Annotated in this window: 17 protein-coding genes and 1 pseudogene; 13 read left to right on the top strand and 5 right to left on the bottom strand. The window is 38.9% G+C overall.

Annotation, left to right across the window (positions count from 1 at the left end; genetic code table 11):
- The first annotated feature begins 169 nt into the window (after window positions 1–169).
- Both KXZ66_RS02995 and KXZ66_RS03000 read left to right on the top strand, forming a co-directional pair.
- Window positions 170–628 (top strand): MarR family transcriptional regulator, encoded by a 459-nt coding sequence (locus KXZ66_RS02995; protein WP_219144788.1) that lies wholly within the window; start codon window positions 170–172, stop codon window positions 626–628.
- Window positions 625–3,297, top strand: a complete 2,673-nt coding sequence (locus KXZ66_RS03000; protein ID WP_219144789.1) for an MMPL family transporter — start codon at window positions 625–627, stop codon at window positions 3,295–3,297. The genes KXZ66_RS02995 and KXZ66_RS03000 overlap by 4 nt, the downstream gene beginning before the upstream one ends.
- A 128-nt stretch (window positions 3,298–3,425) precedes the next feature.
- Here KXZ66_RS03000 and KXZ66_RS03005 read toward each other — a convergent pair whose 3' ends face one another.
- Together KXZ66_RS03005 and KXZ66_RS03010 are read right to left on the bottom strand one after the other, a co-directional pair.
- Window positions 3,426–4,055 (bottom strand): nitroreductase family protein, encoded by a 630-nt coding sequence (locus tag KXZ66_RS03005; RefSeq protein ID WP_003234135.1) that lies wholly within the window; start codon window positions 4,053–4,055, stop codon window positions 3,426–3,428.
- Window positions 4,056–4,070: 15 nt separating this feature from the next.
- Window positions 4,071–4,565 (bottom strand): MarR family transcriptional regulator, encoded by a 495-nt coding sequence (locus tag KXZ66_RS03010; protein ID WP_167568892.1) that lies wholly within the window; start codon window positions 4,563–4,565, stop codon window positions 4,071–4,073.
- Between the two features lie 309 nt (window positions 4,566–4,874).
- Between KXZ66_RS03010 and KXZ66_RS03015 the strand changes: the two genes are divergently transcribed.
- The gene (locus KXZ66_RS03015) at window positions 4,875–6,083 is read left to right on the top strand and encodes a Bcr/CflA family efflux MFS transporter (protein ID WP_167568894.1); all 1,209 of its coding nucleotides are present in this window, start codon (window positions 4,875–4,877) and stop codon (window positions 6,081–6,083) included.
- Between the two features lie 35 nt (window positions 6,084–6,118).
- On the opposite strand, the gene KXZ66_RS03020 is transcribed toward KXZ66_RS03015, so the two are convergent.
- Window positions 6,119–6,856 (bottom strand): sulfite exporter TauE/SafE family protein, encoded by a 738-nt coding sequence (locus KXZ66_RS03020; protein ID WP_003234130.1) that lies wholly within the window; start codon window positions 6,854–6,856, stop codon window positions 6,119–6,121.
- Window positions 6,857–7,104: 248 nt separating this feature from the next.
- On the opposite strand from KXZ66_RS03020, the gene KXZ66_RS03025 reads away from it, so the two are divergent.
- The 9 genes from KXZ66_RS03025 to KXZ66_RS03065 all read left to right on the top strand — a co-directional run bounded on the left by KXZ66_RS03025 (window position 7,105) and on the right by KXZ66_RS03065 (window position 17,820).
- Entirely contained in the window at window positions 7,105–7,779 is a 675-nt protein-coding gene (locus KXZ66_RS03025) for a GntR family transcriptional regulator (protein ID WP_120027833.1), read from the top strand.
- Between the two features lie 126 nt (window positions 7,780–7,905).
- Window positions 7,906–9,168: a glycoside hydrolase family 18 protein gene (locus KXZ66_RS03030; RefSeq protein WP_120027834.1), complete on the top strand. Its 1,263-nt coding sequence runs from the start codon at window positions 7,906–7,908 to the stop codon at window positions 9,166–9,168.
- Between the two features lie 99 nt (window positions 9,169–9,267).
- Window positions 9,268–9,426 carry a hypothetical protein gene (locus tag KXZ66_RS03035; protein WP_219144790.1) on the top strand — a complete coding sequence of 53 codons (159 nt, stop codon included), beginning with the start codon at window positions 9,268–9,270 and terminating at the stop codon, window positions 9,424–9,426.
- A gap of 264 nt (window positions 9,427–9,690) precedes the next feature.
- Entirely contained in the window at window positions 9,691–9,948 is a 258-nt protein-coding gene (locus tag KXZ66_RS22790; protein ID WP_219144791.1) for an IS3 family transposase, read from the top strand.
- Between the two features lie 830 nt (window positions 9,949–10,778).
- Window positions 10,779–11,807, top strand: coding sequence for a formylglycine-generating enzyme family protein (locus KXZ66_RS03045; protein ID WP_219144792.1), 1,029 nt, complete (start codon window positions 10,779–10,781; stop codon window positions 11,805–11,807).
- 259 nt (window positions 11,808–12,066) lie between these two features.
- Window positions 12,067–12,840: a GTP cyclohydrolase II gene (locus KXZ66_RS03050; RefSeq protein ID WP_219144793.1), complete on the top strand. Its 774-nt coding sequence runs from the start codon at window positions 12,067–12,069 to the stop codon at window positions 12,838–12,840.
- The gene (locus KXZ66_RS03055; RefSeq protein WP_219144794.1) at window positions 12,822–14,588 is read left to right on the top strand and encodes a WD40 repeat domain-containing protein; all 1,767 of its coding nucleotides are present in this window, start codon (window positions 12,822–12,824) and stop codon (window positions 14,586–14,588) included. Before KXZ66_RS03050 ends, KXZ66_RS03055 begins: the two co-directional genes overlap by 19 nt.
- A gap of 158 nt (window positions 14,589–14,746) precedes the next feature.
- Window positions 14,747–16,591, top strand: a complete 1,845-nt coding sequence (locus KXZ66_RS03060) for a hypothetical protein (RefSeq protein ID WP_219144795.1) — start codon at window positions 14,747–14,749, stop codon at window positions 16,589–16,591.
- A complete protein-coding gene (locus KXZ66_RS03065) occupies window positions 16,591–17,820 on the top strand; it encodes an MFS transporter (protein ID WP_219144796.1) in 1,230 nt (409 codons plus the stop codon). The genes KXZ66_RS03060 and KXZ66_RS03065 overlap by 1 nt, the downstream gene beginning before the upstream one ends.
- A 192-nt stretch (window positions 17,821–18,012) precedes the next feature.
- Here the strand turns inward: KXZ66_RS03065 and KXZ66_RS03070 are convergent, their stop codons facing one another.
- The gene (locus tag KXZ66_RS03070; protein ID WP_374045769.1) at window positions 18,013–18,159 is read right to left on the bottom strand and encodes an IS3 family transposase; all 147 of its coding nucleotides are present in this window, start codon (window positions 18,157–18,159) and stop codon (window positions 18,013–18,015) included.
- Window positions 18,160–18,303: 144 nt separating this feature from the next.
- Here KXZ66_RS03070 and KXZ66_RS03075 point away from each other — a divergent pair.
- Window positions 18,304–18,630 (top strand): annotated as a pseudogene (locus tag KXZ66_RS03075) (nucleotide disphospho-sugar-binding domain-containing protein); the annotation flags it as partial.
- A gap of 39 nt (window positions 18,631–18,669) precedes the next feature.
- Here KXZ66_RS03075 and KXZ66_RS03080 read toward each other — a convergent pair.
- Window positions 18,670–19,380 (bottom strand): membrane lipoprotein lipid attachment site-containing protein, encoded by a 711-nt coding sequence (locus KXZ66_RS03080; protein ID WP_219144797.1) that lies wholly within the window; start codon window positions 19,378–19,380, stop codon window positions 18,670–18,672.
- Window positions 19,381–19,390: the final 10 nt, after the last annotated feature.

A 19,390-nucleotide genomic window follows, 5' to 3' on the forward strand; every position in this document is an offset into this window, starting at 1 on the left:
GTTAAAATTCCCCCTTTCGTGTGTATAGCTTTCATTATACACGAACATGAGTTCCTATGTAGAGTTGCCCGTGAATAAAATTTGTTGACATATATAGTTTAGAGGAATAAACTAATTGACATTGAACATAAAGTTTAGCGGGGTAAACTATAATGAGGAGGGGAAGATATTGAATGAACAAAAGCTATGTCAGGCGATAAACCTGTTTGTGGAAGTCCTGCTTGAAGGGACAGAATTTGTGCATCGTGAAATCAAACAGGATGTCTTCAAGCATATCTCAAGGGAACAGGCAGACCTGTTGAAAATTTTAAAAGTCAAGGGCCCAACATCTCCCGGCAGCCTGGCCATGTACCAAAATGTACATAAGAGCGCGATCTCTAACAGACTGAAAAAGCTGCTCGAAAAGGGATTGGTTCAATGGGGCGACTGTCCGGAAAAAAGTGATAGGCGCTCTAAGCTTATTAACATTACACCCAGTGGTGAACACATACTAGAAGAGTTAGATTCTGCCATCTTTAACGCGCTCAAACCGCTGATCGATGATATAGATGAGGAACACTTACATTCCATCATCGAGATATTCACCATTTTAAAAAGCAAATTTAAAGGAGGAGATTCTGCCGAATGAGAGCAATCATCAAATTCAAGTGGGCAATTGCAGCCATAGTATTAGCACTTACCGTCGTTTTGAGTTTGTTTTCTCCGAACTTAACGGAGCTGGCCAATCAAAAGGGGCAGGCCCAGCTTCCCGCTGATGCTGTTTCAGAAAGGGCAAACGCCATTTTAAAACAAGCGGGAGAAGACAATAATTCGATCAGTGTTGTCTTTACATTAGACAACGCTTTAAAGAAAGAAACAGAGAATCAGCTCCGGATAATGATCGATAAAATCAAAAAGATCGACGGTGTAGAAGAGGTAACATCTCCTCTGTCAGCGGAAAAAGAAGTCAAAGACCAGTTGATGTCGAAAGACAAGAAAACCGTTCTCATGCCTGTCACGATTACAGGTTCTGATAAAAAGGCGGAAAAAATTGCGGACGAGATTTATCAAATCGTTCCTGATGATTTGACCGCATATATTACGGGAGCTTCCCTTATCAACCAGGATTTCGCTCACAGCTCAGAGGAAGGGCTTAAGAAAACGGAAGTGATCACAGTCTGCCTGATCATCGGTTTACTGTTGATCGTGTTCCGATCTGTTGTGACGCCTTTTATCCCGATTGTGGTTGTCGGTTTTTCTTATCTGATCAGTCAATCCATACTGGGCATCCTTGTATACAATGTTGATTTTCCAATCTCGACGTTTACGCAAACCTTCTTAGTCGCGATCCTGTTCGGCATTGGAACAGATTACTGCATACTGCTTCTTACACGATTCCGTGAAGAATTGGCAAACGGGCATGATAAAAAAGAAGCGGCGCTTATCGCTTACCGCACAGGGGGAAAAACCTTATTTATCAGCGGATTCGCGGTATTAATCGGATTTTCCGCCTTAGGATTTGCGAAGTTTGCGATTTTCCAATCCGCAGTAGGGGTAGCAGTCGGTGTGGGAATTTTAATGATCATCCTCTACACACTGCTGCCATTATTTATGGTGACGCTGGGTGAAAAATTATTCTGGCCTTCTAAGAAAGTGCTGTCGCACAGTGATAACAAATTATGGGCGTTTCTCGGCAGGCATTCCGTCGCCCGTCCGTTTCTGTTTATAGTCATCACGGTCATTATCACGCTTCCGTTCATCTTGACCTATGATGACCAGATTTCATTCGACTCAACTGCGGAAATCAGCAGCGATTATAAATCTATAAAAGCTCTCGAGGCCATTAAGGATGGATTCGGGGAAGGAAAAGCGTTCCCGATCAATGTTGTCGTAAAAGGAGAGAAAGATCTTACAACAGCTGATACAATCCCTTATCTCGGAAACATCAGCAAAGCGATCGAGAAAGTCGATCATGTTGACTCTGTCATGACCATCACGCAGCCGACTGGTAAAAAAATCAAAGATTTATATATTGATAACCAGCTAGGATCGGTTTCAGACGGGCTGGATAAGACGGTAAAAGGGATTGCCGATGTCCAAAGCGGATTAACGGATATAGAAAACGGACTGAATCAAATGGCAGGACAAACCGGCTCGGCCTCAAATGGAGGGTCTGGCGGTTCACTGGGCGATGCGGCAGATGGCTTGGGCAAAATCAATCAGCAGCTGCAGCTCGTGAGCAAACAGATTTCCCAAACCGGCAATACCGCACAGACCGTGCAGCAGCTTACGGCAATCAGCGGACAGCTTGGCCAGATTCAAACCGGTCTTGAACAAGCGAACCAGCAGCTCTCAGGCCAGCAGGCACAAGCCGGAACGCTGACAGAAAGCCTAAAGAAGCTGTCCGAAGGCGTGAGGAGCGCAAATCAGGGCCTGACGAAAGTCTCTGACGGTATTACAGCTTCCAGTGATATGTTAGAGGACATGAGCAAAAGTCCAACTGTAAGAGATACAGGCATATTCATTCCTGATCAAGTAATGAAGGACAAAGACTTTAAGAAGTCAATTGACCAGTATTCCTTTGCAGACGGCAAAGGTGTTCAATTAAGTGTCGTTCTGGATTCAAATCCGTACTCAGAACAAGCTATTGCGACAATAAACCAAATCAAAAAAGCTGTCGCAAACGAAGTTGACGGCACTCCTTTGGAGGATGCACAGATCGTATACGGCGGGGTCACGAGTATGAATGCGGACTTAAAGGAGCTGTCCACAACGGACTTCTCCAGAACAATGGTGATTATGATTATAGGCCTGTTTATCGTGTTAACCATTTTGTTCCGCTCAATGATCATGCCGATTTATATGATCGCGTCATTGCTGCTGACGTACTATACGTCGATATCCATAACAGAATTAATTTTTGTAAACGGCTTAGGAAACGCGGGTGTCAGCTGGGCAGTGCCATTCTTCAGCTTTGTCATCTTGATCGCGTTAGGGGTAGATTATTCGATCTTCTTGCTGGATCGATTTAAGGAAGAGGTGCACCTTGGCATTGAGCAAGGTGTCGTCAGGTCAATGAGCAAAATGGGATCTGTCATTATTACAGCTGCCATTATATTGGCCGGTACGTTCGCGGCGATGATGCCTTCAGGTGTCAATACACTGATGCAGGTGGCAAGTGTTATCATCATCGGGCTCTTGCTTTACGGCCTTGTCATACTTCCGCTCTTCATCCCGGCAATCATTGCAACCTTTGGAGAAGGAAACTGGTGGCCGTTCGGCAGGAAGAAAGGAAAAGAATATTCGAGAGAAGAGTGATGAATGGTCATCACTCTTTTTTCATGACTAAACGACTAACTTTAGACGTGTTACCCAAAAAGGTCAGACGCAAACGGCGGCTGTACTTAAAAACAAAGAGCCCGGAAAACATTCCCGGGCTCTTTGTTTTATTTCCATTCTGCAATTGTATCAATCGGCAGACGGTAGGAAGCATAGCCTTCGTCTGCTGCTTTTCCGATAGAAAGTAGCATAACCGGTACATAACGTTCTTTATCTAATCCGAAGGTTTCCGCGATGTTTTCTTTATCGTATCCGCCGATCGGGTTTGTATCGTAGCCATGCGCGCGTGCAGTCAGCATCAGCTGCATGGAAACGAGACCTCCGTCAATCAGGATCGTTTCACGGTTGACCTGTGCCGGAAGCTTTTCAAAATGTGCGGTCAGCGCAGCGATTTGTCTGTCTTTGACCTCCTGCGGCATGTAACCAAGTTCCACGGCTTTTGAATAGATTTCTTCTAAGTAGTCTGCATTGTTCATGTCTGCAAATACAGCGATGACAGCAGATGATGTTGTGACCTGTGTTTGGTTAAAGCTTGCAAGCGGTGCGAGCTTTTCTTTTCCTTCCGGGCTGTCAATGACAAGAAAACGCCATGGCTGCGCGTTAACAGAAGATGGGGCAGTTGTTGCTTCCTCTAAGATCTCTGTCATTTCTTCTTTGCTGATTTTTACTGCCGGATCATAGTTGCGGATAGAACGGCGGCCTTTCATAATTTCCATAAAATCGTTTGTTTTGATCATGTTGATACACTCCTCTTAAGCTTCGATATTATTTATATTGTTTCGCATGCGCGCCAGCACATCAATGAGCAGGCGGCGTTCTTCTGCGCTTACATTTGCGAGCATTTCCTTCATGAAACGCTCCTTTTCCTTCTTAGAAGACTCAATTCGCTCTCTTCCTTGGTCTGTTAACCGAACAAGGGTGATGCGGTTGTCCTCAGGCTTGCGCCGCCTTGATACCATGCCTTTGGCTTCCAGCTGTTTCAGATGTCTGGTAACGGCTGCGCTATCAATATTTACTTTTTTTTGAAGGTCGCTTTGACTGATCTCATCTGCATGATAAAGCAATGTCAGCAATTCCAAACGAGATTGGCTGATGCCCGTGCATGCCTCGAACTTCACGCCAATCACCTTGTTCACGCCTTGCAGCTGATATAAAATCTCGGCTTCCTCTGAACAAAATGACGCCAAAACCCATCCCTTCTTTCCTGTCAAAACTATTAATTGATATATCAATGATTGACATATCAATTAATATACAACGATTGATTTCATCTTGCAAGCCATTTGCACTCTAGAAAAACCTCCCAGCGTATAAAATTCGCTAGGCTAGAACTTAGATAAAAAGCTGGCCGCTTCTTCAGATGATGCTGGTCACGATGATTCCCTGCATCATTCCATTTATAGGTGTTCGGAATATCACTTTGCCGAGCACGTGCTCAAGCGGCTTTCACAGGCTGAAAGTTATGATACAATATACAAATGTTTCACAGCTTCAATCCATTGTTGGAGCTGACATCCATTATATAAGGGACTAGGTTGAAGGGAAGGTTTGATAACATGCTGCACAATCCAACTGGAAAAGAACGCTTGGCACTAGCGTTTCTGCTCGGCATGCTTGCTATATTGGGCCCGCTTAATATAGATATGTATTTGCCAAGTTTTCCTGAAATCGCGGAAGATTTATCAGCAAGTGCTTCACTTGTTCAGTTAAGTTTAACAGCCTGTCTGGTCGGGCTTACGATCGGCCAGCTGATTGTCGGGCCGGTCAGCGATGCGCAGGGAAGACGAAAACCGCTATTAATCTGTATCTTTTTATTTGCGTTATCTTCTCTGTTTTGTGCACTGTCGCCCAATATAACAACTTTAGTGGCTGCGCGTTTTTTACAGGGCTTCACTGCTTCTGCAGGGCTTGTGCTGTCTCGCGCAATCGTCCGCGATGTGTTTACCGGAAGAGAGCTTTCTAAATTTTTCTCGCTGTTAATGGTTATTACCGCGGTGGCGCCAATGGTTGCGCCAATGACAGGCGGTGCCATTTTGCTTTTGCCGTTCGCAACGTGGCATACAATTTTTCACGTTCTCATGATCATCGGATTTTTACTAGTTCTTCTGATTGCATTGAGGTTAAAAGAAACGCTTCCGCCGGAAAAACGGATTCCAAGCTCAATCGGAACATCCGTCAAAACGATGTGCAGCCTGCTGAAGGATCGATCCTTTATGGGGTACGCGTTAACTGTCGGATTTATTCACGGGGGAAGCTTTGCATATGTGTCTGGTACGCCTTTTGTATACCAGGATATCTACGGGGTGTCTCCGCAGGTATTTAGTATTCTTTTTGGCATTAACGGGCTGGCGATTATATCGGGCAGCTTTATCATCGGGCGCTTTGGCGGAATCATTCATGAAAAAAGCCTGCTTCGTATAGCGGTCATTACGGCTGTGATTGCGACGGCTGTGCTATTAACCATGACCATGATTCACGGTCCTCTTGCTACATTAGTCATATCCATTTTCATTTACATGATTACGATCGGCATGGTTCTGACCAGCACGTTTACCCTGGCCATGGAAAAGCAGGGGCACCGCGCCGGAAGTGCAAGTGCGCTGCTTGGAATGCTTCCGCTGCTCCTCGGTTCAATCGTGTCACCGCTTGTAGGCATTAATGAGACAACAGCTGTTCCGATGGGGGCGATCATGTTTGTGACAGCTGTCATCGGCTCACTGGCGTTTTTTGGATTAACCAAAGAACGAGTAGGGCAGAATTCATAAAAAAACCTGACATGACGTCAGGTTTTTTGTTTTATTTAGAATAACAACAGCAGGCCTGCAATCGCCGGAGTCAAAAAGATGGCTGATTTCAACACCACCTTTGGCATGAGGTTGGTGAATTTCGCGCCTACATAGGCACCGCACATTGTCCCGACCAGAACTTTGACAAGCAAAACGTAATCAACAAAACCTTCTGTGATATATCCGATCCCTCCACCTACAGCCAGAGGGATGATCACAAGCATCGTCGTTCCGACAGAATGGCGAATGGACAGATTCAGCATAATCATTAAACCAATTTGAATAAAAGGTGCCGACCCAATGCCGAATGTGCCGGAAAGAACGCCGGCTGCAATTCCTAAGATGACCGCTCTCGTATACGTTGAAAGAGTGCTTTGATTCACTTGAGCCTTCTCTTTTAAAATAAATAATCTGATTAAAATGAGAATTGCTGATAAAAATAACATTCCAGCCGTCAAATAATGAAGCAAATCAGCCGGAATAAAAGATGTCAGCTTGGCGCCGAAAAATGAGCCAACTGCAGCAAAGCCTCCGACTATTAAGCCGATTTTCATTTGAATGTTGCCCTCGCGATAGTGGCTGTATGCCCCTGATAAGCTTGTAAAAGCCATGCCGGCAAGTGAAGTGCCTAAAGCCGTATGAATCGGGATATGGAAAAGAAGCGTTAAAAGGGCAATGACAAAGCCGGCTCCACCGGCGCCAATAAAGCCTAAAATAATTCCTAGAAGAAACATAACAAGAATAATGAGCATATTTTTTCCTCCATTGAAAAGATGTAAAAATGTAAACGTGCGCTATTCTGGCGGAGGTATGGTGTCCTATTGACGAAGAAAAACACGACGTTTTTTCAGTTGCCAGTAGTCCGTCGACCGTCGTTCAGCAAACATATCGTACCTCAAATTCAGGGATCTGACAAGGCAGTTTGTTGCTTCCCATTACCATCTGTTATATGATTTTGATGAAGAAAAGCCCTTGAATATATTCAAAAGAGGTATTATATATGGACGATTTTAAATTAGATAAGCCGACTCCCTACTACCTGCAATTTTATAACCAGCTAAAAAAAATGATCTTTAACGGGACTTTTAAGCCTGGGGAACGGATAAACGAAACACAGCTGGCGAAAAGCTTTGGCGTCAGCCGCTCTCCGATAAGGGAAGCCATGCGATTGCTTGAGAAAGATGGTTTGTTAAAAGCAGATGACCGAAATGGGTTTTCGATCACGTCATTAACGGCAAAAGATGTAGATGAGATTTATAAAATCAGAATTCCGCTGGAGCAGCTGGCAGTCGAATTAGTCATAGATGAAGCGGACGAAGAAGAGCTGACCATACTCCAAAAACAGCTTGAAGAAACAGAGAAGGCGATTCACAACGGCACGGAAGATACGGAAATCATTCGTTTAAATCAAAAATTTCATGAGCTGCTGGTTGATTTCAGCCATAACAGACATTTGAAAAATTTGCTTGAGCATGTAAATGACCTGATTCATTTTTGCAGAATCCTTAATTATACCGGCGACCACCGTGCAGAAACGATACTGCGTGAGCACCGCAGGATATTTGAAGAAGTGAAAAAGAAAAACAAAGAAGCAGCCAAACAGCATGTGCTGGCTCATTTCAATCATGACTGTGAGCATTTGAAGCATGTGCTTGAAGAAGGCAAAGAGAATTGATTTTTATGATCCGGTACCAAGGGGGAGCAGAACCCTTGGTATTTTTTTATGTATTCACCACATATCTGAGAGGCCCCGTTAATAAGATTTTATGATGGTTTGACTAACGAATAATGGGGGTTAAACATGTTTATCCATATCGTCGGGCCTGGTGATTCTTTGTTTTCAATAGGCAGAAGATACGGTGCTTCTGTTGATCAAATACGGGGTGTGAATGGTTTAGATGAAACGAATATCGTGCCGGGGCAGGCTCTGCTTATCCCTCTTTATGTATATACAGTCCAGCCGGGAGATACGTTTACCGCCATTGCAGCCAAAGCGTTTGTGCCATTAGAGCGACTGCGAGCCGCCAATCCGGGCATCAGCCCAAATGCTTTACAAGCGGGAGCAAAAATAACGATTCCTTCGATCTCAAATTACATTGCGGGGACATTGAGTTTTTATGTGCTCCGAAACCCAGACCTCGATCGGGAATTAATCAATGATTATGCGCCATACTCGTCTTCGATTTCGATTTTCGAATACCATATTGCACCGAACGGCGACATTGCAAACCAATTGAATGATGCGGCCGCTATTGAGACAACTTGGCAAAGACGAGTCACGCCGCTGGCAACAATTACGAACCTTACATCAGGAGGCTTCAGTACGGAGATTGTTCACCAAGTGCTAAACAATCCGACAGCGAGAACCAATCTGGTCAACAACATTTATGACTTAGTTTCCACAAGGGGATATGGCGGTGTCACAATCGATTTTGAGCAGGTGAGCGCCGCGGATCGCGATCTTTTCACTGGATTTTTACGCCAGCTGAGAGATCGACTTCAGGCGGGAGGGTATGTGCTGACGATAGCTGTTCCTGCAAAAACAAGTGATAATATCCCATGGCTGAGGGGCTACGATTACGGGGGGATAGGAGCGGTTGTCAATTATATGTTTATCATGGCTTATGATTGGCATCATGCCGGAAGTGAGCCGGGTCCTGTAGCGCCGATTACTGAAATAAGGAGAACCATTGAGTTTACGATTGCGCAGGTGCCGAGCAGAAAAATCATTATCGGAGTCCCGCTCTACGGGTACGACTGGATCATACCGTACCAGCCGGGCACAGTTGCTTCAGCGATTTCAAATCAAAACGCAATCGAAAGAGCGATGAGGTACCAAGCTCCGATACAATATTCAGCCGAATATCAATCACCGTTTTTCCGGTACAGTGATCAGCAGGGACGGACGCATGAGGTATGGTTTGAGGATGTCAGAAGCATGAGCCGGAAGATGCAGATCGTCCGTGAATACAGATTGCAGGCTATTGGCGCTTGGCAGTTAACGCTGGGCTTTACGCCGGGCCCATGGCTTCTGCGGAAATTTTTTACGATCAGAAAAGTGTAAAAAAAGACACCACAGCTGATATTATCCCCTCTAATGTAGACAGTGTAAAAAGCCCACTTTTCTAAAGTGGCTGTACACTATACGTGGAGGGGGTTTTTTATGGCGAAAAAAGGGCAACACTTTCAGCACTGCATGAAAGAATTTAAGATGAAAGCTGCCAAAATGTATGAGGAAGGAAATAAAAGCTATAATATGTTATCAGAAGAATTAGGGCTTCGGAGTTCAACTCAGCTCAAAAATTTGGATCGGGAAGGCTAGTCTTCTGGTGATCAAAGGGGAAAAGATACAAAGTCAGGCAATCCTTTTACTGGACTCCTTAAGGCAACGTTTAAAAGTGTTGAGGAAGTACGAGATTATTTAAAATGCACAGGTCGAATCACCTAAAAAAGCGTTATCCAAATCTGCATGGGAAGGACGGATTTTGAAGGTAGCCCGATTTGAAGCAGTTCACGAATTGAAGGACCGTTATCCAATTACGTAGCTGGTATGTATCGCCAAAGTGTCACGGTCGGGATACTAGAAATGGTGCAACACTCAAAGGATTCGAATGGCAAGGGAACAGAGAGATCAGATCATAAAAGAGCACATCATGGCATTCATCATTCACGCCCATTCTATGGATACCCTCGGATCACTGTCGCTTTAAAGAAAGAAGGCTTCTGTATCAACCATAAGCGTGTTTACAGATTAATGAAAGATATGAACATCCAATCGATCATTCGAAAAAAAACGGCGTTACTTTGGAAGAAAAGCATCGGTTGTTCTGCCAAACCAGCTTAACCGAGATTTTCAAACCAACCGGCCTAATCAGTTATATGTAACCGATATTACCTATATTGCTTGTGGATAGCTATTCTATTATCTTTCTGCAATACAGATCTTTACAACAATGAGAATTCCCATAGAAACTGTCAAAGCGAAATGATCTTGAACTGGTGATGAAGACAGTGGAAAGTTTAACAGCTCAATGGGATGTTCAAGGAGGCATTCTTCACTCAGATCAAGGTTTTCAATTCAAGGCTTTCAAAACACAATAAAATTATATCAAAAGCGCCTCGAAACTGTTGGCTTAAGAGGCAGTCATTCACGAAAGGGAAACTGTCTGGATATCAGCTGTATCAAATCATTTTTCTCACGTATCTCAAAATAAAGATCACATACTTTTCTTCATACTAAACTGAAAAAGAGCTCACAAAGCATTAAAGATTAAATCCAATTCTATAATCTGGCGAGTAAACCACTGAATAACTTCTAAACTTAAGAACAATAAAAAAATCCAAAAAAACCCTAGGAATGGTTTACTTAATATATATAATATGGTAAATTGTATTTGACAAAATATTATAAATATTAAGCATGAATGTCTTTGTTTTATCTCATAAGTAGCACATATTTTTCTCGAAACTAACCAGCACTTCAACCATCCCCTTATTTTAGCGATACAAATCACTTTAGAATTCTCTAAACAATTATTAAATTGGTTCAATAAATGACTTAGAATGACTCATGAAGAGGAACATTTCATGGAGGAGACTTTTAGTTAGGAATATTTTTATAACTTAAATGAATCTAATACCCTAGAGATATGTATTGAGGTGAAAGTCTTTATTATGATTGAAAATTTAAATTTCATATTTATAGAAGCAGGTGAATTTGAGTTTGGAACGGAGTGGAACAAAGAAGAATTCATTAAAATGGTAGAGCACTATAAAATCCCACTTGAATGGTTAGTGAAAGAAGTTCCACAAAAAAAAGTATATTTAAATGATTATTGGATCTCTGATGCGCCAGTTACTATTGGAATGATGAAAGAATTTTATCTGAATAATCCCGATATTCCAATTCCCTTAGTGATAAAAGAACATATAATAAATAGTGATTTAGATTTACCAGCATATAATATTGATTTTAAAGATGCTTTGATGTTTTGTTATTGGGTTTCAGAAACCACTGGAGAATTCGTTGATCTTCCAACTGAACCAGAATGGGAAAAAGCTGCTAGAGGGAGTTTAGATGATCGAGAGTTTCCATGGGGAGATGATAAAATACTTGAGAATGTGAATATTAAAGGTAGGTTCAATTCTTTTCCTATCCCAGTCAAGTGTATAAAAAATAATATATCTCCTTATGGGATTTATGACCTTTCAGGAAATGTAGAGGAATGGACTAGAAGTTATAACAGGCCTTATTTAGGATCACCAATCAAATATTCAAGATTATTAAATTATCCCATTCTGAGAGGAGGAACATGTGAACATGGATTAGATTTAGCTAGATGTTCAAGAAGGCATGGGAATATTCCTAGTATTTTTAGGGGGTTTAGAGTTGTAAAAAGAAAGGATGCAACGGACTTTTTACAAAATAAACTATATTCCAATGACTTTGAAATTAATGAAGGCGATTTTATATTAGCAAAGACTTCGGAGTTTAACAATAAAGAGCTGTTAGTTAATGTTGATTTTAATATGAATGCTATTCTCGATATTCAAAAATGGCCTTCTGATGAAATTCAATTATTTAGAGGCTTTACCAATCCAGGATCAGAAATACTGGTTCAAATAGAAGAAAATGTAGGTGGTCAATTAAAAGTAAGAAGACCCTCAATATCTGAAATAGATGTCGTATTAAGCAACGTATAGAAAAATTTTTCTGAATATTTTAAATTTAATCTAAATCATATTAATGAAAAACTAACTATACCCAATGTATTAATTATTGAAAGACTCTGGATAATCGAAGGGTTATTTTTGATCTTATTATTTAAACAAGGTATATATAAATTTTAATACACCGGTTTTTAAATAATTCCTAATAAAAAGTGTAAAATTGAATTTAAAATTTGAAAAACATATCCTAAAAATGGAATTAACTATATGTTAACGAGGAGAATTGATACTGGTGGATAGTTCATTATTACAACTTAAACTTAAAGATATTAAGTTATTAGCTAAAAAATTAAAAGTTATTCCCTATAAAAAAAGATACATATACTTATTTGGACCTGTTGAATTACCTGTCAGTTTAAATGGAGAAAGTATCTTTTTTAGGTGGTACACCTGGTTTATACATGGTGAGATGTGGTCTTTAACAAAAGTTCTTGGGGAATTACCCAACCTTTCTCAGCATGAATTTCAACAAAGTTCAGTACTAATATATGGGGACTTTGAGAATTCTGAAAGAGCTAAAGTAAGATTACATAGTATCTGTCACACCGGAGACATTTTTGGAAGTGAAAAATGTGACTGTGGTACTCAATTGCACTTATCTCTACAAAAAATTTATGAATCAGGATCAGGTGCATTATTTTATTTGTCAAATCATGAAGGAAGAGGAATAGGTCTATTTAGCAAATCAATGACCTATGTTTTGCAGCAAGAAGGTTATAGTACTGTAGAAGCTAATTTATTATTAGGTTATAAAGAAGATTGTCGAGATTATGAAGAAGTATCTTTTTTGTTACAAAAACTAAGAAAAAAGCCAATAATCTTGCTTACTAATAACCCCAATAAAATAATTAATCTAAGAAAAAGGGGAATTATAATAGAAGGATTTGAAAATGTAATTGGTGACGTTAATAAATATAACATTAAATATTTAGAGACAAAGATAAATGATATGAATCATTCTTTTAAATTAGTGAAGGAGGATGAAGAATGCATACAGGACCAATAAGGGCTATAGTAATTGATCAGACTGGGAAATATGCATACACCGGTGGTTACGATAAAAGAGTATACAAATGGGATTTAAAAACCGGTTCCTCTTATCTTCTTACTCAACATGATCATTTAGTTGGAGGGTTATCAATCAGCAACAACGGAAGATATTTACTAACTGGATCTTCTGACTATACTATGAAATTAATTGATACAAAGAGTGAATTAGTTATAAGAACTTTTTTAGGTCACACCGATGACATTGAATATGCAATATTCACAGAAAACGATCAATATATTATTTCTACATCATTACAACATGATGGGAGAGTTTTAGTTTGGAATGTTGAAACTGGCAGTATTATTCGGAAATTTAATGAACATAAAAGCAGTGTAAAGTCTGTTTGGACTATTAACAATAAGGTTTTTTCTTGCGACAATAACGGGAATGTTTTGGTGTGGGATTTTAATACAGGTGAAATGATTGATAATATAGGACCTTATGATTGTGATATAGATACGATTAATGGGGATTTAAATAGAAGTATTTTATTAATAGGTTTAGATAATGGTGATATAGATATTTATGATGCTAACGAACATACTAAAATCAAGACATTAAGAGGTCATAAAATTGGTGTTAAGACTATCGAGGTATCCCCATCCGGAAATTATCTATTAACAGCTGCATATGATCATCAAATATTTATATGGGATCGAGATTTCAATAAAGTTGCATCATTACCTCAATATCAATACCAGTGGGAAGTAGGCTTTGCTTTTAGTCCGGATGAAAAAAATGTATATGGATGCACATTTGGATACAAGTTTTGCGAGTGGGAGTTAGAAAATAATCAGCTAATTGATAATAAAATAAAATGTGCAACCCCATCTATTAATGATATAGCTGTAAGTGAAAATGGAGATATTGCTACTGCCTCAGATGATGGAGTATTTAGGTTAAATGGAAGAGAAATATTGTCAGTAAACAAAGTTTTGAATAACGCCGTAGGGATTACTAATGATGGCTCTATAATAGCTTGGGGAGATCATAAAGGGTGTTTACATTTAGTAAATGCTGAGCAGGAGACAATTATAAAATCATTCGATTTTTCATCAGGGCCTCTAAATTCAATAGTCTATGACAGAGAAAATCATTCATTTTTTATAGGATCATATAGTGGTGATGTATTCGAACTAAACCTATGGGAATTAAAAATTGTTGATAAATTTCGTGCGCATAATGGTGCAATTAAGGGTATGGTGGTCGAAAGGGATTTTATTGCTACTGGATCTTCTGGAGGCGAAGTACATATTTTCAATCGAAAAAACATATCAGAACATATTAGCTTAGTTGGGTCCTCATTTGTAATAAATGATCTTTCGTACAATGAAAAGACAAATTTACTTGCAACCGTTAGCCGAGATAGAATCGTTAGGATTTATGATGCTACAAACGGAATTTTAAAAGACCTTCATAGTTTGCATAACTACTCGGTAAAAACGGTATGTTTTAATTCTTCAGGAGTACTATTTGCAGGAGATTACTGGGGATATGCAAGTATATGGGATTTGGATTCTGATTCTAAGAAAATTTTAAAAGTAGCAAGTAACGGTATTAGTTTTATGGAAAAATTGGGTGATGAAATTCTCGCTGGATCATATGATGGGGGGATATATTCGATAAATCAGAATGGGGAAAATTCCGAATCGCTCAGATTATTTGACCAAACAGAAAAAATTAATATATTTAATGAGAAATAAACTATTTTCTCAACTTTAAAGGAGGTGAGAGAAATGGGCCGTAAGATTAAAGTCCAGCCAATTCGTAGCTCAGTATCCACTCGTAAGTAACTAAAAAAGAATCAAGTAGGGATATAGAAAAGTATCCCTACTTGATTCGGATTAATAAGGAGGAAAAAATGCTAATAAGACCTCTCAGAGTTGATTATGTTCCTAGTAAAAATTATATAGTCACTGTTGATACGCAAGGTGTAATCCACCGCTTAAATGATAAATTAGATATAATTAAAAGCTCTGCTGCTCCGTTGATTAATACAAAAGTTTATTGTCTTACAGCAACAGATGACCACGTTTATACTAGAGATTACGTTGGTGTAATAAATAAATACTGTATTGAAACTTTAAAGAAACTAGCGACACTACATACTGAACATTATGCATTGTCAGAAAAACTTTTACAAGATGAGGAGCCATCTCCTTCAAACGCAAGAGGTATACAAGTCTTCGGTGAATATTTATATACAACTAATGGATATGGTCAAATTTTAAAGCTAAATAAAAATACATTGGTTGTTGAGGAAATAATTGAGCATCCGAGCAATGAAAAGACATTTATCGACTATTTTAATGTTGAAAATAGTAATGAACAAATTATTTCAGATAAAGAAGGGAACTTATTTTTCGGTGATTTAGCTAATTTGGAATTTCACAGAAGAATTAAAGTTGACGAGGGAAGTGTTCATGTAGTCAGATATGACTCCAGAAATGAACGTTACATCGCCACACAAGATTACGGTTTGGAAAATTCATATGGTATTGAATCAGGTCTTGCGGTTATCGATACGGACTCACTAGAATTTACAAGCCATCCCTTCACAACAGATGATGTAGAATTTATTTTCTTTGATAAAGATTTAACTGAAATTTATACTGGAGGATTTGACGGGAAAATTTATGTCTTTGATAATACTACTCCTAAGCTTAAACTTATTCGAACCTTAGGTCCATTTAATCATCAAATATCATATGGATTAATGATGAACGAAGATAGAATATTAGTGCTTCTACAGTCTGGCGAAATGCTGATTGTTGATAAATTTGGGAATGAATTAGAAAGATTAGATTTTGATTATGTTTGCTATTGGGATTTTGTAGATGGTGAAAGTTCAAATGAATTCTATGCTCCAAACGGTAAAGGAATTACTAAATTTACTGTTGAGGAAATTAGAGATTCAGATATCATCATAAAAGAATCTGAAAAATTCGAATACGGATTTGGCTTAATATTTAAATTAGTACGTATCAACAATTCAAGATTTGTTGCTTTGTCTAGAAGAAATTTGGTTTTCAGCTTTGATGAAAATGGTTATGTTTTATGGAGTACGAATTTAGAATATCTCCCTAAAAGTATATCTTGTGATGATAAAAAACAAGTTGTGCTAGTTGGCTTAGATAACGGAGTTATGCAAGAAGTAGACTTAAACAATGGTAGGTTATTAAGAAGAAAGAATTTCGGTGCTTCTGTTACTACTTCAATATTTAATGGTGAAGATGTTGTAGTAGGTACTTCAAATGATTCTCTACACGTTGTTAATTATGAAACATTTGAGGAGAGTCATGAAACACTCTTTTTAGACGGATATCCAAAAAGGATTCGCCTTGAAGGACATCATCTCGTTTTAACCGGTGGAGGATTTGGCTACCTCGAAATAGAAAAAGACACCTATAAAATTAGCAAACAAATTGTAGGTGATTTATTATACAACACAAGAGAAGTAGCTGTAAGAATTGAGAATTACGTTTTCATTTCTTCATATGGTCATCAACTTGGCGTATATGACTATGAAACTAATCAGATTGTTTATTTAGTTGAAAGACTACCTGATTATGTAAAATCTATTAAACATTATAAAGCGAGAAATGGAGGAAATTATTTAATAATTGGGGGAAACAATGGTTTCTTACAATGCTATCAAGTAAATGAAGATGGGTCTCTACTTTTATTAAAGGAATATAATTTTTAATGCACAAGCTAAGATTATTATTAGCGGCTAACCTTATTTCAACAGTGGGTACCGGAGTAACTTCTTATTTAATTATTTGGTTGCTAATAGACCAATTGAATCAGTCAGTATTATATGGGATTTTAACTATGGTCACGATGATTTTAGTATTCTTTGCTTCTCCCTATTTGGGAAGTTTGGTAGACAGGCATTCCAGGAAAAATGTATTTCTTAATCTAGAAATAACAGGAGTATTTATGCTCGTTGCTTTTCTAATTTTTTTTGATATCTCAACTGTTTTAAATATCATACTTGTCGTTTTGTTGATCTTTTACAATACTGCTTACGATTCTATAAAATACCCTGCTTTATCAGCTTTAACCCAAGAAATGTTTAATGAGGAAGAATATAGTAAGGTGAATAGCAGCCTAGAGGTTCAGGGACAAGCAGCATTGATGATAAGTTCAGGTTTAGCGGCTTTTATGATTGGTCAGATATCCACTACTTTAATACTGGTTATGAATGTAATTACATTTATCAGCGCTTCAATACTCATATATAAACTTCCCTACCGACGTAGTAGTGAAGTAGAAGAGCAATCCAAAGCAATAAAGAAAGAATCATATTGGGAAAACTTTAGAGCTTCACTTCAATATCTATCTCAACGAAAAATTTTATTTATTATTTTATTAACTACTTTCGTACCGAGTATCGTCATTATTGTTGCAAATTACTTGGATCCGATTTTTATTTATGATTTTTTGAATGAAGGTCCTTCGGTAATTGGCACTGCTAATATTTTTTACGCAGTCGGAGCAATAAGCGCTGGTTTCATAGCGTATCAAATGTCAAAAAAACTTCCGGAAATTCAAGGAGTAATTTTATTTATGGTTGTATTTGCAATCTCAATCATAACCATCTTCCTTGTCCCTCACTCTTTAACGTTTATTGCAGCAAGCTTTTTTTGGGGAAACTCAAATGCTGCAATAAGAGTATTTAGAAAAAGTTATATGTTTCATCATGTCGATAATGCATATATGGGACGAGTGAACTCATTGTTTAATGCGTTTAAGTTATTAGGTCAGGTTGCTTTAATTGGAACTTTAACACTAACTGTTGTACCGATGGGGCAATCAAATTATGGATATTTTATTTTATTCATCATTGTAATTGTCTCTCTTTTCGTAACAACATATTTATTTTTGAAAAAATCGCAACATAAGAATGAGAAAAAACATGTGTCTATCTAAGGATAAGTCCTTGGCATTATTTTTCTCTAGAGGAGACTTTCTAATTTTTTTAAGGAAAATAAATTATTGAGGAACTGTTCAATTTATATTCAGGCAAGGATCATGTCGGTATACGTCTGTTTTACGCCGAGTTTTTTTGATGAAAATTGAACTGCCCTCTGTCAAATAAACAGTGGAAATAACTAAAACTCACTAGACGGCTTTAGCCCTGTATTCAGTCGGGCTAAGGCTGTTTAGTTTTTCTTGTAGACGATCATGGTTGTAAAAGTGGATATATTCGTCAATATCATGTTGAAGCTTTTCAAATGCCTCGTACGTATTCCGTCTGTTTTCTCGCATTTTAATTTTCCACAAATCTCCTGGATATATGGTCCGCAGTAGAATTTGAAATTCTGACTGAGGTGATTTCGAACCTGCTTATCGATGACCGCTACATCCGCTAGTCAAAAAAATCCATGATTCGCTGAAAATCAGATTTTTTAAGTGCTGGAGCAATCGGATGTTTTCATTACACACGGCGGAATGAACAGCGTAAACGAAGGGATTCATTTCAGCGTGCCACTGGTTGTCATGCCTCATGACAAGGATCAGCCGATGGTGGCGCAGCGTCTCTCTGAACTCCATGCAGGCTATGTCATCTCTAAAGATGAAGTCAATGCCCAAATATTAAAACAGGCCGTAGATGAGGTTTTGCGCAACGATCAGTATACGGCAGGCATTAAAAAAATCAATCAAAGCTTCAAAGAATGTATGGACATGGAAGAAGTGATGGAGCGGATTGATGAGTTGATTCGCCAAAAAAACAAATAAGAAAAAGAACTCCCGTACCTTGTACGGGGAGTTCTTCATTTAAAACTTGATTTTGATTTTTTGAGCATCACTGATTTTCTTATGGTTATGGTCAAAGACGTCACTTGTCGTGATTTCGATCCACTTAATCTCTTTTGTTTTCTTCTCCGCATCCGCGGCCTTATCATGAGCATGGCCGCTTGATGCGTTCACAATAAAACCGAGATTTCCGGACTTTTCGGCGCCGCCTTCCAATTTGCCGTTTAACTCTTCAAGATAAATATCTTTGTTCCAATCAAAGGTTTCGCCCGTATTTGTTTTCATCAATGCAATCGGCGCAACATTTACTTTTTTTGAAGAGGTGTTCTTGATATCAACGAAAACCTTAACAAAATCAAACTCTTCATCGTGTGTTAACTCATGAAAGTAATCAATCATGCTGTAGTCCGGGCGCAAGTGGATCAGCTTCATTTCTTTTACTGTTAACTCCACGTCGCCAATCTTATAGGTTTTGTTCACTTGTTTGATATCTTTTAAGACAGCTTTTCCTTTATCATCTGAAAACGTTTGGCCGACCTTAAGCAATGACCGGTCATCAGTTACCTGGGAATTAGGCTGATAATCATCTGAGCTGTCCTTCTGGGATGAAGTGCTTTGCGGCTCAGCTTTTACTGTTTTCTCCCCGCCTGCATGCTGTTTTTCAGTACTGGCGTTTGATGAGCAGCCCGCAAGCATGATAGCAAAAACGAAAATTGAAAGAATTCTTCTCATGATGATTCCT

This window comes from Bacillus sp. LJBS17 (assembly GCF_019334685.1).
Classification (GTDB): Bacteria; Bacillota; Bacilli; order Bacillales; family Bacillaceae; genus Bacillus; species Bacillus subtilis.

Excerpts from the sequence above, each read along its gene's own strand:
- KXZ66_RS03000 (WP_219144789.1), top strand. The coding sequence starts at position 625 with ATGAGAGCAATCATCAAATTCAAGTGGGCAATTGCAGCCATAGTATTA.
- KXZ66_RS03005 (WP_003234135.1), bottom strand. The coding sequence starts at position 4,055 with ATGATCAAAACAAACGATTTTATGGAAATTATGAAAGGCCGCCGTTCT.
- KXZ66_RS03015 (WP_167568894.1), top strand. The coding sequence starts at position 4,875 with ATGCTGCACAATCCAACTGGAAAAGAACGCTTGGCACTAGCGTTTCTG.
- KXZ66_RS03020 (WP_003234130.1), bottom strand. The coding sequence starts at position 6,856 with ATGCTCATTATTCTTGTTATGTTTCTTCTAGGAATTATTTTAGGCTTT.
- KXZ66_RS03025 (WP_120027833.1), top strand. The coding sequence starts at position 7,105 with ATGGACGATTTTAAATTAGATAAGCCGACTCCCTACTACCTGCAATTT.
- KXZ66_RS03030 (WP_120027834.1), top strand. The coding sequence starts at position 7,906 with ATGTTTATCCATATCGTCGGGCCTGGTGATTCTTTGTTTTCAATAGGC.
- KXZ66_RS03035 (WP_219144790.1), top strand. The coding sequence starts at position 9,268 with ATGGCGAAAAAAGGGCAACACTTTCAGCACTGCATGAAAGAATTTAAG.
- KXZ66_RS22790 (WP_219144791.1), top strand. The coding sequence starts at position 9,691 with ATGGTGCAACACTCAAAGGATTCGAATGGCAAGGGAACAGAGAGATCA.
- KXZ66_RS03045 (WP_219144792.1), top strand. The coding sequence starts at position 10,779 with ATGATTGAAAATTTAAATTTCATATTTATAGAAGCAGGTGAATTTGAG.
- KXZ66_RS03055 (WP_219144794.1), top strand. The coding sequence starts at position 12,822 with ATGCATACAGGACCAATAAGGGCTATAGTAATTGATCAGACTGGGAAA.
- KXZ66_RS03060 (WP_219144795.1), top strand. The coding sequence starts at position 14,747 with ATGCTAATAAGACCTCTCAGAGTTGATTATGTTCCTAGTAAAAATTAT.
- KXZ66_RS03065 (WP_219144796.1), top strand. The coding sequence starts at position 16,591 with ATGCACAAGCTAAGATTATTATTAGCGGCTAACCTTATTTCAACAGTG.
- KXZ66_RS03070 (WP_374045769.1), bottom strand. The coding sequence starts at position 18,159 with ATGCGAGAAAACAGACGGAATACGTACGAGGCATTTGAAAAGCTTCAA.
- KXZ66_RS03080 (WP_219144797.1), bottom strand. The coding sequence starts at position 19,380 with ATGAGAAGAATTCTTTCAATTTTCGTTTTTGCTATCATGCTTGCGGGC.